At 69.7% G+C, this 13,562-nt stretch carries 10 protein-coding genes and 1 pseudogene; 2 read left to right on the top strand and 9 right to left on the bottom strand.

The window, feature by feature from the left end:
• Nucleotides 1–27: 27 nt before the first annotated feature.
• Together ACIPC1_RS22890 and ACIPC1_RS22895 are read right to left on the bottom strand one after the other, a co-directional pair.
• Nucleotides 28–1,310: pseudogene (locus ACIPC1_RS22890) on the bottom strand (M14 family metallocarboxypeptidase).
• The gene (locus ACIPC1_RS22895; RefSeq protein WP_402519683.1) at nt 1,307–3,268 is read right to left on the bottom strand and encodes a Xaa-Pro dipeptidyl-peptidase; all 1,962 of its coding nucleotides are present in this window, start codon (nt 3,266–3,268) and stop codon (nt 1,307–1,309) included. The pseudogene ACIPC1_RS22890 and the gene ACIPC1_RS22895 overlap by 4 nt, the downstream one beginning before the upstream one ends.
• A 183-nt stretch (nt 3,269–3,451) precedes the next feature.
• Between ACIPC1_RS22895 and ACIPC1_RS22900 the strand changes: the two genes are divergently transcribed.
• The gene (locus tag ACIPC1_RS22900; RefSeq protein WP_402519686.1) at nt 3,452–4,963 is read left to right on the top strand and encodes a M1 family metallopeptidase; all 1,512 of its coding nucleotides are present in this window, start codon (nt 3,452–3,454) and stop codon (nt 4,961–4,963) included.
• Here ACIPC1_RS22900 and ACIPC1_RS22905 read toward each other — a convergent pair.
• Both ACIPC1_RS22905 and ACIPC1_RS22910 read right to left on the bottom strand, forming a co-directional pair.
• Nucleotides 4,957–5,898: an adenosine kinase gene (locus tag ACIPC1_RS22905; protein ID WP_402519688.1), complete on the bottom strand. Its 942-nt coding sequence runs from the start codon at nt 5,896–5,898 to the stop codon at nt 4,957–4,959. The two genes, ACIPC1_RS22900 and ACIPC1_RS22905, sit on opposite strands and share 7 nt — an antisense overlap.
• A gap of 213 nt (nt 5,899–6,111) precedes the next feature.
• A complete protein-coding gene (locus ACIPC1_RS22910) occupies nt 6,112–6,591 on the bottom strand; it encodes a macro domain-containing protein (RefSeq protein ID WP_402519691.1) in 480 nt (159 codons plus the stop codon).
• A gap of 138 nt (nt 6,592–6,729) precedes the next feature.
• On the opposite strand from ACIPC1_RS22910, the gene ACIPC1_RS22915 reads away from it, so the two are divergent.
• Nucleotides 6,730–7,425: a MerR family transcriptional regulator gene (locus tag ACIPC1_RS22915; protein ID WP_402519694.1), complete on the top strand. Its 696-nt coding sequence runs from the start codon at nt 6,730–6,732 to the stop codon at nt 7,423–7,425.
• Here ACIPC1_RS22915 and ACIPC1_RS22920 read toward each other — a convergent pair.
• The 5 genes from ACIPC1_RS22920 to ACIPC1_RS22940 all read right to left on the bottom strand — a co-directional run bounded on the left by ACIPC1_RS22920 (nt 7,415) and on the right by ACIPC1_RS22940 (nt 13,552).
• Complete coding sequence (locus ACIPC1_RS22920; protein WP_402519697.1) at nt 7,415–7,636, bottom strand: hypothetical protein; 222 nt, start codon at nt 7,634–7,636, stop codon at nt 7,415–7,417. The two genes, ACIPC1_RS22915 and ACIPC1_RS22920, sit on opposite strands and share 11 nt — an antisense overlap.
• A gap of 69 nt (nt 7,637–7,705) precedes the next feature.
• On the bottom strand, nt 7,706–9,922 hold the full coding sequence (locus ACIPC1_RS22925; RefSeq protein ID WP_402519701.1) for a 3-hydroxyacyl-CoA dehydrogenase NAD-binding domain-containing protein: 2,217 nt from the start codon (nt 9,920–9,922) through the stop codon (nt 7,706–7,708).
• A 115-nt stretch (nt 9,923–10,037) separates the two neighbouring features.
• A complete protein-coding gene (locus tag ACIPC1_RS22930) occupies nt 10,038–11,252 on the bottom strand; it encodes an acetyl-CoA C-acetyltransferase (protein ID WP_402519704.1) in 1,215 nt (404 codons plus the stop codon).
• Between the two features lie 21 nt (nt 11,253–11,273).
• Nucleotides 11,274–12,416: an acyl-CoA dehydrogenase family protein gene (locus ACIPC1_RS22935; protein WP_402519707.1), complete on the bottom strand. Its 1,143-nt coding sequence runs from the start codon at nt 12,414–12,416 to the stop codon at nt 11,274–11,276.
• Nucleotides 12,413–13,552, bottom strand: coding sequence for a CaiB/BaiF CoA transferase family protein (locus ACIPC1_RS22940; protein WP_402519709.1), 1,140 nt, complete (start codon nt 13,550–13,552; stop codon nt 12,413–12,415). Before ACIPC1_RS22940 ends, ACIPC1_RS22935 begins: the two co-directional genes overlap by 4 nt.
• Nucleotides 13,553–13,562: the final 10 nt, after the last annotated feature.

A 13,562-nucleotide genomic window follows, 5' to 3' on the forward strand; every position in this document is an offset into this window, starting at 1 on the left:
ATCACAGGTGCGCTCCCGCTCAGCGTCTCAGCAGTCGGTGTCGGGCTCCGCTGCCGTGAGGTGGTACGGCGCGCGCTCGTCGAGGAGCAGCGGGACGAGAGCGCGCAGGGACTGCCGCAGCGGTACGAGTACGCCGTCGCCCTCGCGTTGTACGCGGACGCCGTGCAGGCTCAGCTCGTCGTGCAGGTCCGTGTACTGGTCCGCCGTGAGCCGGTAGTCGCAGGGCGGGTCCTGGATCACCTCGGACGGTTCGGCCGGGTCGTTGTCGGCGCCGCTGAGGTAGACCGGGCCGGTGTCCAGGTAGCCCGTGAGCCGGGCCGCCGAGGTGGCCCTCTCGACCTGCTCACGGCGTTCACCGGTAAAGGTGAACAGGCCCCCGAGCGCGGCCGGTTGGGAGTCGACGCGGCGGCGGTGGTTCAGGGCCGGGTCCGCCTCTTCGGCGTCCGCGAGGGGGTCGACCCGGCTCTCGATGATGAGCCCCGCGGAGTGTTTGACGCCCGACATGTTCCGCAGGATGCGTTCCTGCCCGTCCCCCGCCACCTGCTGGACCGGATCACCGGTCACGGGGTCGGTCCAGATGCCGTACGTGCCCGTCGAGTACCCCTCGTCCTGGGCGGCGGGCCGTACATAGTCCAGCGACAGGGTCTGCGCCTCGTCGTGCACGGCCGTGGCCGTGTTGAGGTTGCGCGGCCGGAGGTCGAAGAGGTCCTTGTCGTAGTACGGGGGTGTGGCGCCGTATTCGTGCAGGTCGTAGACGATGTCGGGCTTGCGGTCGCGCAGGACCGCGGCCGTCGCGCGGGCTTCGGCGGTCTGCAGGGCCAGGTGGTCGCGGTTGATGTCGACGCCGTCGCTGTTGCCGCGGGTGTCGGCGGCGCGGCCGTCCGGGTTGGCGGTGGGGACGACGAGCAAGGTGGTGGTCTTCAGGAAGCGCAGGGTGCGCTGGTCCTTCGTGTACGCCAGGTCGCGGATCATGGTGCGGCAGGCTTCGCGCCCGGACGGCTCGTCGCCGTGCCGGCTGCACACGAGGTGCACGGTGGTGGCTGCTCGAGTGCGCCGACCCGAACGAGCTGGAGCGGGCGGCCCTGCTCGGTCGTACCGATCTCGGACACGGCGACACGGTCGCTCGCCTTGCCGAAGGCTGCCAGGAAGTCCTGTTCCTCGCTCTGGCTGGTCCAGCGGGCGCCGTTGGTCTGCTCGAAGCCGGTGCGCGGCGGGCTCTCCGCCGCGTACGCGGGTGCGGTCAGCAGGGGCGCGGCCAGGGCCGTGGCGGTGACCGCCACGGCCAGGGCACGGATGGGTAAGCCGGTCAACTGCTCGCTCCCGGGACTCGGGGGGCGGTGCGCGGGTCGCGTACGCCGTCGAGGACGGCGACGCTCGGAGCCGCGGCGGACCCGGTCGTCGCCTTGGTGAAGGCCTTGGCGCCGCCGACCAGCGGGACCTTGGCCGAGGTACGGGCCAGGTCGAGCGTCAGGGTCGGGGTGGTGGACGGCGGGTCGATGAGGTCCTTGTCGGTGCCCGCGACGATGAGGGCGAGCCGGTGGCCCTTGGGGACGACGTGGTCGGTGGCGGCGAGGTCGAGGGTGATCGTGTACGCCTTGCCGGGGGTGAGCGGGACGCCCTTCGCCGCCGAGGCGTAGGTGCCGAGGTCGGCCCAGCCGCGGCTGAAGACCGTGTAGTCGACGTCCGCGTTCTTCGACTGGGTCACCTTGAAGCAGGAGCTGTCGCCGGTCGTGCTCGGACCCCAGCAGGTGCGGTCGGTGAGCGTGCTGATGCCCTCGCCGGAGGCCGCGTAGTCCCGGATGGTGTCCGGGCCGAGGTCGACGAGTACCGCGGTGAGATGGGCCGTTGAGGTCGTCGGGGTGGCGGTGACCGTCACCTTGGAGGAGCCGGACACACGCAGGTCCTTGGTCAGCGGTTGCGTGACGAAGCCGGCCTTCTCAGGGGTCGACTGATCGATGTACGCGGCCCAGTCGGTCTCGCTCAGCTGCGGGTTGTCGGTGAAGGACTCGGTGCCGGAGCTCTTGGCCAGTCCGAGGGTGCCGACGCCCGCCGTGTCACCCGTGGCCGGGCGGAGGGTCGTCGTGTCGGTGGCGCGGGGCGGCCAGACGCTGGAGGTCACCCACTGGTCGGGGTGGCGCTCGATGTCGGCCATCGGCTCGTCGTCGATGCCGTTGTCGTAGCCGAGGAGTTCGTGGTCGAACCAGCGGTGCAGGGTGTCGACCCACTCGGCGCGGCGGAAGTCGAAGGGGTCGACATGGCCGGTCTGCGAGATCCAGATCTTGCGGTCGACGCCGTTCTCGGCGAGCGCGTCCCACCACGGACCGACGTGCTGGGTACGGACGTTGAGGTCCTGGGCGCCATGGATCAGGAAGACGCTCGCCTTGACCTTGCTCGCGTCCTTCACATAGTCACGCTCGGTCCAGAACGAGGTCCAGTCGCCGGTGCGCGGTGCGCCGTCGACGATCTTCTGCTGGACCGCGGCGCACTTGGCTCGGGCGTCGGGGCTGTCGACGTAGTCCGACAGCCAGTCCGGGCCGGAGTCGTACAGCGGGGCGCCCTCGCTGAAGTAGTAGTCGTACCAGGAGGAGATCGCGCTGATCGGCACGATGGTCTCAAGGCCCTTGACGCCGGTTGCGGCGACGCCGTTGGCGATGGTGCCGTCCCAGCTCTTGCCGATCATGCCGGTCTTGCCATTGGTCCAGGTGGCCTTGGACGTGGCGGCGCCCGTACGGGTCGTGTACGCCTTGGCCCGGCCGTTCAGCCAGTCGACGACCGCCTTCGCGGACTGGATGTCGGAGCGGCCTCCCACGTCCACACAGCCGTCTGAGCGGTTGGTTCCGGCCAGATCGACGCCGACGAAGGCGTAGCCGCGGGGCACGAAGTAGTTGTCGTAGAACAGCGGCATCTGGACGACGTTGCCGTTCGCGTCGTACGTCTTCTTCTGGCTCTCGTTGCCGCGTCCGCAGCAGGAGTAGTACGGGCTGGCATCCATGATCACGGGTATCTTGCGACCCGACGCGGCGAGTTCGCGGGGGCGGACGATGTCGACGGCGACGCGGTCGGTCTTCCCGTCGCTGTCGCCGTCGAGGCCGGTGTCCACCCACACAGACTCGCGGATCGCGTTGTCGTAGGAGTAGATCGGGGTGCTCTCCCGTGGGGCGCTGTGTGCAGCGACCGGGGTGAGCAGAGTCGCCATCAGGGCGGCCGTGGCCGCCGTCGCGAGCGATCTCCAGGTCGTGAAGCGCGTACGGCGCGCACGTATCGGCATGGGCGGAAGGTACCCCGGGTCAACTCCCGTGCAAAAGAGGGTTTGTGAAAGGTCTCTGGGACGGGATTGCTCATGACGGCCGAATGGCGATCGTGTGACAGGAGTGGCCGTGGACATGACCGGGGCCATAGCGGCTGAATAGGCTCCGAACAGACTTCACGGCCCTACGACTTGGAGCTTGACGTGCACCGCAGACTCATCGCCCCGGGCGCTCTCGCGGCCTCCTTCCTGCTGGCGATCCCGGCATCGGCGGCCAGTTACTCCCCCGGAGCGCCGGGCATCGGCGACCCCTACTACCCGGACTACGGCAACGGCGGCTATGACGTCTCGCACTACGATCTGCGCCTCCAGTACCAGCCGCAGACCGATGAACTGGAGGGCACGGCAACCCTCCTGGCGACCACCACGCAGGATCTCTCGCGCTTCGATCTGGACTTTCTGCTCGATGTGAGCGAGGTGCGGGTCAACGGCGTGAAGGCGTCGTTCGCCACCTCCGGCGAGGAGGAGCTGGAGGTCACCCCGAAGACCCCGCTGGCCAAGGGCAAGTCCGTCACCATCGTGGTGCGCTACAGCGGTGTGCCGTCGTCGAAGACCGCGTACGGCTTCACCAGCTGGCACCGCACTGCGGACGGCGGCGTCGGCGCGAACGAGCCCGAGTCGGCGGCGTGGTGGTTCCCCAGCAACGACCACCCGCTCGACAAGGCGACGTACGACGTGTCGGTCAATGTCCCCGACGGCACCCAGGCGATCTCCAACGGCACGCTCCAGTCGACCAGTTCGAAGCTCGGCTGGACGCGCTACAACTGGCGGTCCAACAAGCCGCAGGCCACGTATCTCGCGACGCTCGCGATCGGCAGGTTCGACATCACGACCGGGACGACCGAGAGCGGCATCCCGATCACCAACGCGTACAGCAAGGACCTGGGCGACAACGACGGGGCGGTCCGGGCGAGCGTCGAGCGCACCGGTGAGGTCGCCGACTTCCTCACCGAGTACTTCGGTCCGTACCCCTTCAACGCGCTCGGCGGGTACGTCCCGAACACCAACACCGGGTACGCGCTGGAGACGCAGACGCGGCCGTTCTACAGCCCGCGACAGTTCGCGAACGGCTCGAACGTGTCCGTCGTCGTCCACGAGCTCGCCCACCAGTGGTACGGGGATGAGGTGTCCGTCGCCGGGTGGAAGGACATCTGGATCAACGAAGGCTTCGCCCGCTACGCGCAGTGGCTGTGGTCGGAGCACGAGGGTGAGGGGACGGCGCAGGAGCTCGCGGACTACGTGTACGCGCTGCACCCGGCGGACGACGCCTTCTGGACGGTCGCGCCCGGCGATCCGGGTCCTGAGAACCAGTTCGACATCGCGGTCTACGACCGGGGGGCACTCGCCATTCAGGCGCTGCGCAACGAGGTCGGGGACGACGCGTTCTTCGCCATCCTGAAGGGGTGGCCGAGCGAGCACGCGTACGGGAACGCATCGGTCGCCGACTTCCAGAAGTACGCGGAGGAGGTGTCGGGCCAGTCGCTCGGCTCGTTCTTCGACACGTGGCTGTTCGAGCCGTCGAAGCCGGGGGTGCCTGCGGCGCAGGGCGCGTCGATCGCCCGCGCCGCGGGGACGGACGGGACTTCTTCCGGGGTTCCTGCCCAGCCGAAGTCGTGGAAGAAGATCGCCGCGACCGATTCGGTTCACGATCACTGAGGTGTGCCGTACGGCGGGCGGGCGCCGTCGCGTTCCAACTCCTTGACCCTGGTCAGGAGTTCGTCGCGGCTGATGGCGTCCGCCCGCGTCGCCGGCACCGTGCAGGCATGGGCGCCGGCGACCGCGCCGTACAGGGCGCAACGGTGTGGCGGTTCACCGGCCAGCCATCCGAGGAGGAAGCCGGCGGCGAAGGCGTCGCCGGCGCCGTTCGAGTCCACGACCGCGGCCGGAGGTGTGACCGCCGGGATATGGGTCACCTCCTCGTCCGCCAGCAGATACGCGCCGTCGGCTCCGGCGGTGGCGACGACCACCTCCGCCCGGCCCCGCTCGACGATCTGCCGCATCGTCCGCTCCGGGTCGGGGAGCGCGGTGGTGGACAGGAACACGAGGTCGGCGGCGTGGGCGAACGGCTCGTGGTAGGGATTCTCGCCGTCCCAGTCATGCAGGTCGGTGGAGAGGGTCACCCCGGCCTCCCGCAGCGTGGGCAAGGTGTGGGCGCACGGGTGGGTGATGACGACGTGCGCGTGGCGGCTCGCTCCGGCCAGCGCGCGGACGCTCTCCTCCGGCAGCCGGTCGTCCTCCCGCGAGCGGCTCGCGTCGTACAGCGACAACCGCCGCCCTTCCGGGTCCACGAGGTTGACCGCGCGCTTGGTGCCGCCGGGCTGGCGGACATCCGTGAGCGGGATGCCGCGTTCCCGGTGCAGGGCGCGGACCAGCTCACCCTCGTGGTCGTCACCGATCATGTCGAGGTGGTGCGTGCGCAGGCCCAGCGCGTGCACGCCAAGAGCGACGAAGTCGCCACTCTGGCCTGCCCGCGTCTCGATACCGGGCCGGATCATGTAGCTGTCGGCGAACGGGAGCGGCAGCCCGGGGACGTACACGATCGTGTCCACACCCGCGCCGCCAAGGACGAGGACGTCGATCTCGCTGGTCATGGGGGTTCCTCTCGCCTCCGGCCAACTCCCGAGAGCGGTCGCCGAGCGACTCTGTACGGGAGCGCCGCGATCGCATCTCGTCGACTGCGCCTGTCGGCAGGTGAGTCAAGCAAGGTCTTGGAGGCATCGGCAATGACTTGCGGAATCTTTCCGCAAGTTGTTGCTACTGCGCTCGTCGATCGCTGACCGCTGACCGCTGACCGCTGACGATGCTCAGCCCTCGTGGTCGTACACCGCCACGGCTATCCCCGGCTTCACCAGGCGCTCCGCGATGAGCGGCTCCACACCCGGCCACTTGCCGCCCGCGAGACCGCAGCCGATGCGGGGCATGTGAACGGAGGCGCCAAGCTCGGCGGCTTTGCCGGCCAGCAGTCCGAGGGCCTCGTCAATGGCCTCGTAACGCACGGGCACCCCTTTGCTACCCGTGCGTATCCCCCGCCGGCCGACCAGATTCGCCACCCACACATACCGCGCCACCTGGATGAACTGGGCCGCGCCCAGGCCGAAGTCGTTGTGCGCGCGGCCCCGGTGCCAGGCGCGATACGCAGCTTCCGGCTCCGGCCAGCGGCGCGAGACGGCGAGTACGAAGCCCTTCCCCCATCCCCCGATGTCATTGCAGACATGGGCGATCACCTTGACGCCCTTCCCCAACGGAGCGGTGGCGTCGCCTCTGACGTACGCGATCTCGGACATGACGCCACCGTAGGCGCCGGCACTGACAGTGGCGGCAGGCGCAGTACGCACCCCGTCGGGCGGCGCTTTCGCAACACCGGTGAGACAGCAATACTGTTGCACCAGATCGCTGCACAACCCGGAGAGGCAGGGCCCGCCATGACGACCGACACCGAGGAGCCGGTGCTCACGGTCGACGAGTTGGCCGCCCGGGCCGGCGTCACGGTCCGTACGGTGCGCTTCTACAGCACCAAGGGGTTGCTGCCACCGCCGGTGATCGGTCCCCGGCGGGTGGGCCACTACAGCCAGGAGCATCTTGCCCGGCTCGCCCTCATCGAGGAGTTGCAGCACCAGGGCATGACGTTGGCGGCGATCGAACGGCACCTTCAGCAGCTGCCGCCCGATCTGAGCGCCCACGATCTCGCCATCCACCGTGCGGTGGTGGCCTCCTGGGCGCCCGATGCGGCGGAGTACGTGACGGGCGAGGAGCTGGAGCGGCGGGCGGGGCGCTCGCTGGGCGAGGAGGAGCTGGACCGGCTCACCGCGATGGGCGTCATCACGCGGACCACGGACTCCTTCCGCGTGGACCCGGGGCTGCTGCGGCTCGGCGTACAGCTTCTCGACGTGCCCATCGCGCACGAGACGATCCTCGCGGCGCGGACCGTTCTGCTGGAGCACTCGCGCGCGGCGGCCCACGAGTTGTCCACGCTACTGCGTGACGCGGTGGGCGAGCGCGAGTCCGTGGCAGCCGTGAAGTCGCTGTCGGCGCATATGCAGCCGCTGGTGGTGCAGGCGCTGCTGACGACGTTCCAGCGCTCGCTGAAGGAGGAACTCCGGGAGTGGCTCAAGGAGTGAGTCCTGAGCCGACCGGCTCCACAAGCGGCTTTCGACCTCGGTGGTCCTCGGTGAGCACGTCCATGGGTACGGCGAGGAACACCGGTCCCGCGGACGGTCGTACGGCGAGGGCGACGGCACGGCGCACGGCGAGTGACAGGTCCGGGCCTGCCCTCGCCGCGCAGGAACTCCAGCAGGGCGAGGGCGGGGCGGCGACCCAGGGGAACTCCATCAGTGGGGGCGGGGACCGGTGTTCCTCGCCGTACCCATGGACGGCGTGTCGCTCAGCGATACGCCGTCGTCATCGGGCGTCGGTGAACCGCTCCCCCTTCTCCGCCTTCTCGACCAGCAGCGCCGGAGGCGTGAACCGCTCCCCGTAGCGCTCGGCGAGTTCACGCGCGCGTGCCACGAACGCGGGCAGACCCCCGGCTTCGCCGGTGCCGGAACCCGCCCCGGCACCGCCGCCGTACCCGTTGATGTACTGCAGGACACCGCCGGTCCAGCCCGGGAAGCCGATCCCGAAGATGGAGCCGATGTTGGCGTCCGCGACGGACGTCAGTACGCCCTCCTCAAGGAGGCGGACGGTGTCCAGGGCCTCGGAGAAGAGCATGCGCTCCTGCATGTCCGCGAACGGGATCCCGGATCCGGGCTTGGTGAAGTGCTCGCGCAGGCCGGGCCACAGCTTGCCGCGCTTGCCGTCCGCGCCGTACTCGTAGAAGCCCGCGCCACCGCTGCGGCCCGTCCGGCCGAACTCGTCGACCATGCGGTCGATGACCGCCTCGGCCGGGTGCGTCACCCAGGTGCCGCCCGCCTCCTCGACGGCCTGCTTGGACTCCTTGCGGATCTTGCGCGGCAGGGTGAGTGTCAGCTCGTCCATGAGGGACAGGACCTTGGCCGGGTAGCCGGCCTGGGCGGCCGCCTGCTCGACGGACGCGGGCTCGATGCCCTCACCGACCATCGCGACGCCCTCGTTGATGAACTGCCCGATGACGCGGGAGGTGAAGAACCCGCGCGAGTCGTTGACGACGATCGGGGTCTTGTTGATCTGGCGTACGAGATCGAAGGCGCGGGCCAGCGCCTCGTCGCCGCTCCGCTCGCCCTTGATGATCTCGACGAGCGGCATCTTGTCGACCGGCGAGAAGAAGTGGAGCCCGATGAAGTCGCGCTGCCGCTCCACGCCCTCGGCGAGCACGGTGATCGGCAGGGTCGAGGTGTTGGAGCAGAGCAGCGCGTCGGGCTCGACGAGGTGCTGGATCTCCTGGAACACCTTGTGCTTGAGCGCGGTGTCCTCGAAGACGGCCTCGATCACGGCGTCGCAGCCGGCCAGGTCCTGAGGGTCCGCCGTGGGTGTGATGCGGGCGAGCAGCGCGTCGGCCTTCTGCTGCGTCGTACGCCCCCTGGAGACGGCCTTCGCGCAGAGCTTCTCGGAGTACGCCCTGCCCTTGGCCGCCGCCTCGGCGGTCACGTCCTTGAGGACGACGTCGATGCCCGCGCGAGCACACGAGTACGCGATGCCCGCGCCCATCATCCCGGCGCCGAGGACGGCGACCTTGCGGACCTGGCGCGGTGCGATGCCCTTGGGCCGGTTGGCACCGGAGTTGACCGCCTGGAGGTCGAAGAAGAACGCCTGGATCATGTTCTTGGCGGTCTGCCCGGTGACCAGCTCGGTGAAGTAGCGCGCCTCGATGACCAGCGCGGTCTCGAAGTCGACCTGTGAGCCCTCCACGGCGGCCGCGAGGATGTTGCGCGGGGCCGGGTAGGGGGCGCCGTTCAGCTGCTTCTTCAGGTTGGCCGGGAACGCGGGCAGGTTGGCGGCGAACTTCGGGTTCGACGGCGTACCCCCCGGGATCCGGTAGCCCGGCTTGTCCCACGGCTGCTGCGACTGGGGGTTGGCGTCGATGAAGGCGCGCGCCTTGGCGAGCAACTCCTCGGGCGTGGCCGCCACTTCGTGGACGAGACCGTTCTCCAGCGCCCGCTGCGCGGAGTACTGGGTGCCCTGGAGCAGGACCTTCAGCAGCGCGTCCGCGATGCCCATCAGCCGGACCGTGCGGGCGACGCCGCCGCCCGCCGGGAGCAGGCCGAGGGTGACCTCGGGCAGGCCGATCTTCATGCCGGGGGCGTCGAGGGCGACGCGGTGGTGGGAGGCGAGGGCGATCTCGTAACCGCCGCCGAGTGCCGCGCCGTTGATGGCGGCGACGACCGGCTTGCCGAGGGTCTCGATGCGGCGCAGGGAGGACTTGATGGCCGTACCGGTCTCGAACGCCTGCTGAGCGTTCTCCGGACCGACCCCCATCATCTCCTTGAGGTCGCCGCCCGCGAAGAAGGTCTTCTTGGCGGAGGTGTAGATGATTCCGCGGATGGAGTCCTTCTCGGCCTCGGCGCGTTCCGCGATCGCCGCGATCGAGGCCTGGAAGGCCTGGTTCATGGTGTTGGCGGACTGGTTGGGGTCGTCGAGGACGAGGGTGACGACGCCGGTCTCGTCCTGTTCCCAGCGGATGGTGGTGGGCTCAGTGCTCATCAGGGGTTGCTCCGTTGATCCGTGGATCCGATGTCCGTGGATCCGTTGTCCGTAGATCTGTAGACCGTGGATCCGATGTCCCTGGATCCGATGTCCGTTGATCCGTTGGGAAAGGTCAGACGCGCTCGACGATCGTGGCGACACCCATGCCGCCGCCCACGCACAGCGTGGCGAGGCCGTAGCGCTTGTCCTGGCGCTCCAGTTCGTCGACGAGGGTGCCGAGGATCATGGCGCCGGTGGCGCCGAGCGGGTGGCCCAGCGCGATCGCGCCGCCGTTGACGTTGACCTTGTCCAGGGACAGGCCCATGTCCTTGGCGAAGCGCAGGACGACCGCCGCGAAGGCCTCGTTGATCTCGACGAGGTCGATGTCGTCGATGGTCAGACCGGCCTTGGCGAGCGCCTTGCGGGTCGCCGGAGCGGGTCCGGTGAGCATGATGGTGGGCTCGGAGCCGGAGACGGCCGCGGAGACGATCCGCGCGCGCGGGGTGAGCCCGTAGCGCTCGCCGACCTCCTTGGAGCCGACGGCGACGAGCGAGGCGCCGTCCACGATGCCGGAGGAGTTGCCCGCGTGGTGGACGTGGTCGATCGCCTCCACCCAGTGGTACTTCTGCAGCGCCACGGCGTCGAAGCCGCCCAGGTCGCCGATGTCGGCGAACGACGGCTTCAGCCTGGCGAGCGAGTCGGCGGTGGTGCCGGGGCGCAGGTGCTCGTCGTGGTCGAGGACGACGAGGCCGTTGCGGTCCTTCACCGGGACGACGGACTTCTCGAAACGCCCGTCCTTCCACGCGGCGGCGGCCCGCTCCTGGGACAGCGCGGCGTACTCGTCGACATCGCGGCGCGTGAAGCCCTCGATGGTGGCGATGAGGTCCGCGCCGATGCCCTGCGGCGCGAAGTTCGTGGCCATGTTGGTCATCGGGTCGGCGAACCAGGCGCCACCGTCCGAGCCCATCGGCACCCGCGACATCGACTCGACGCCGCCCGCGAGCACCAGGTCCTCCCAGCCCGAACGGATCTTCATCGCGGCCAGGTTGACGGCTTCCAGGCCCGAGGCACAGAAGCGGTTCTCCTGGACCCCGGCGACCGTGTCGGGGAGTCCGGCGGCGATCGCGGCGATCCGGGCGATGTCGGAGCCCTGGTCGCCGACCGGGCCCACCACACCGAGCACGATGTCGTCGATCGCGGCCGGGTCGAGGCCCGGGAAGCGACGCTGTACCTCGTGGATGAGCCCGACGACAAGATCGATGGGCTTGGTGCCGTGCAGGGCGCCGTTCGCCTTGCCGCGGCCGCGCGGGGTGCGGATCGCGTCGTACACATACGCTTCGGTGCTCACTGATCAAGCCTTTCAGGAGGGTTAACCAAGGAGGGAACGGCCGATGATCTCCTTCATGATCTCGGTGGTCCCGCCGTAGATGGTCTGGATACGGCCGTCGGTGAAGGCCCTGGCCACGCGGTACTCGGTCATGTAGCCGTAGCCGCCGTGCAGTTGGAGGCAGCGGTCCGCCACCCGCTTCTGTAGCTCGGTGGCCCACCACTTGGCCATCGAGGCGTGTACGGCGTCGAGTTCCCCGTTCGAGTGATCGACGATGCAGCGGTCGAGGAAGGTCCGGGTGACGGCGCACTCGGTGGCCATCTCGGCTATCTCGAAGCGGATGTGCTGGAGCTTGGACAGCGGCCGCCCGAAGGCCTCCCGCTCCTTGACGTACTCCATGGTGATTTCGAGCAGGTATTCGGCGGCGGCGATCCCGGCGACGGCGATACCCATGCGCTCCTGCGCGAGGTTGGTCATCAGATGGACGAAGGCGCCGTTCAGCTCGCCGAGCAGGTTCTCCTTGGGCACGGCGACGTCGTTGAAGAACAACTCGGCCGTGTCCTGGGCCTTCTGGCCGATCTTGTCGAGGTTGCGCCCGCGCTCGAAGCCCGCCATGCCTCGCTCGACGACGAGCAGGGACAGCCCCTTGGCACCGCCTTCGGGGGTGGTCCTCGCCACCACGATCACCAGATCGGCGAGGATCCCGTTCGAGATGAAGGTCTTGGAGCCGTTGAGCAGCCAGTGGTCGCCCCGGTCCTCGGCGTGGGTCGTGATGCCCTGGAGGTCGGATCCGGCGCCGGGTTCGGTCATGGCGATCGCCGTGATCAGCGAGCCGTCGCAGAACCCGGGCAGCCAGCGCCGCTTCTGCTCCTCGGTGGCGAGGCCCGTCAGATACGGCCCGATGATGTCGTTGTGCAGTCCGAGCGCGATTCCGGCGGCCCCCGCGCGCGTGAACTCCTCGGCCAGTACGGCGCTGTAGCGGAAGTCGGCGTTGCCGCCGCCCCCGTACTCCTCGGGCACCGCGAACCCGAGCAGCCCCTGCTTCCCGGCCGCCCGCCAGGCGTCACGCGAGACGATGCCGTCCTTCTCCCACTGTTCGTAGTACGGCAGCACCTCCTTGGCCAGGAAGGTGCGCACCGTCTCGCGGAAGGCGTCGTGCTCGGGCGCGAAGATCTGCCGCTTCATTCGGGGCCGCCCTTCAGGAGGTCGGGTACGTCCCAGTCGCGGGCCACCTCCGCCGTGTCGGCGCCCGGCTGGGCGGGCCCGCTGCGGACGGACGTGTGGGTGACGGAGAAGCGGGGCGCGGGGGCGGGCTGGGTGATGCCACCGTGGTCGGTGAAGGTGCCGCGGGCGGCGAGGTGCGGGTGGGCGGGGGCCTCGCGCAGCGAGAGGACCGGCGCCACGCACGCGTCGGAGCCCTCGAAGACGGCCGTCCACTCGTCCCTCGTACGGGACTTGAAGCGGGCCGCGACGGTCTCACGCAGCTCGCCCCAGCGCGACAGGTCCTTGCGGGCCGGTGCCTGGTCCTCGATGCCGAGAAGTTGCACGAACTCGTCGTAGAACTGCTGCTCAAGGGGGCCCACGGCCATGTACTGCCCGTCCGACGTCTCGTACGTCCCGTAGTACGGGCAGCCGCCGTCCAGCAGGTTGGCGCCGCGCCGGTCCTGCCAGGCGCCGGCGGCGAGCATGCCGTGGATCATCGTGGAGAGGTGCGCCGTGCCGTCGACGATGGCCGCGTCCACGACCTGTCCGGCGCCGGTCGCGCGCGCGTGGTGGAGCGCGGCGAGGACGCCGACGACGAGGTAGAGCGAGCCGCCCGCGTAGTCGCCGAGGAGGTTCGCGGGGGCCACCGGCGGCTCGTCCGGCTTGCCGATCATCCCGAGCGTGCCGGTCAGGGCGATGTACGCGATGTCGTGCCCTGCGCGCTGGGCCAGCGGTCCCTCCTGCCCCCAGCCGGTCATCCGGCCGTAGACGAGCCCCGGGTTGCGGGCGTGACAGGTCACCGGGCCCACGCCGAGGCGCTCGGCGACGCCCGGGCGGTAGCCCTCGATGAGGATGTCCGCGCGGTCGACCAGGTCGAGGACGCGGGCGGGCCCGTCCTCGGCCTTGAGGTCGATCACCACCGACCGCTTGTTGCGGTTGGTGACGTCGTACTCGGGATTGATCGCGAGCCCGGCGCCACCAGGTCGGTCCACGCGGACCACGTCAGCACCGAGGTCGGCTAGGAGCATCGCGGCGAACGGCCCGGGGCCGATCCCCGCCAGTTCGACGACGCGCACTCCGGCGAGCGGGCCATGCCCTGCCGTACCCGTCACTGCCATCAAGCCCCCA

Origin of the sequence: Streptomyces sp. NPDC087263 (genome assembly GCF_044744645.1) — a bacterium.
In the GTDB taxonomy this organism is placed as follows: domain Bacteria; phylum Actinomycetota; class Actinomycetes; order Streptomycetales; family Streptomycetaceae; genus Streptomyces.

Bases quoted from the DNA above. Each gene is read 5' to 3' on its own strand.
- ACIPC1_RS22895 (WP_402519683.1), bottom strand. From the start codon at position 3,268: ATGCCGATACGTGCGCGCCGTACGCGCTTCACGACCTGGAGATCGCTC.
- ACIPC1_RS22905 (WP_402519688.1), bottom strand. From the start codon at position 5,898: ATGACCAGCGAGATCGACGTCCTCGTCCTTGGCGGCGCGGGTGTGGAC.
- ACIPC1_RS22910 (WP_402519691.1), bottom strand. From the start codon at position 6,591: ATGTCCGAGATCGCGTACGTCAGAGGCGACGCCACCGCTCCGTTGGGG.
- ACIPC1_RS22915 (WP_402519694.1), top strand. From the start codon at position 6,730: ATGACGACCGACACCGAGGAGCCGGTGCTCACGGTCGACGAGTTGGCC.
- ACIPC1_RS22920 (WP_402519697.1), bottom strand. From the start codon at position 7,636: ATGGAGTTCCCCTGGGTCGCCGCCCCGCCCTCGCCCTGCTGGAGTTCC.
- ACIPC1_RS22925 (WP_402519701.1), bottom strand. From the start codon at position 9,922: ATGAGCACTGAGCCCACCACCATCCGCTGGGAACAGGACGAGACCGGC.
- ACIPC1_RS22935 (WP_402519707.1), bottom strand. From the start codon at position 12,416: ATGAAGCGGCAGATCTTCGCGCCCGAGCACGACGCCTTCCGCGAGACG.
- ACIPC1_RS22940 (WP_402519709.1), bottom strand. From the start codon at position 13,552: ATGGCAGTGACGGGTACGGCAGGGCATGGCCCGCTCGCCGGAGTGCGC.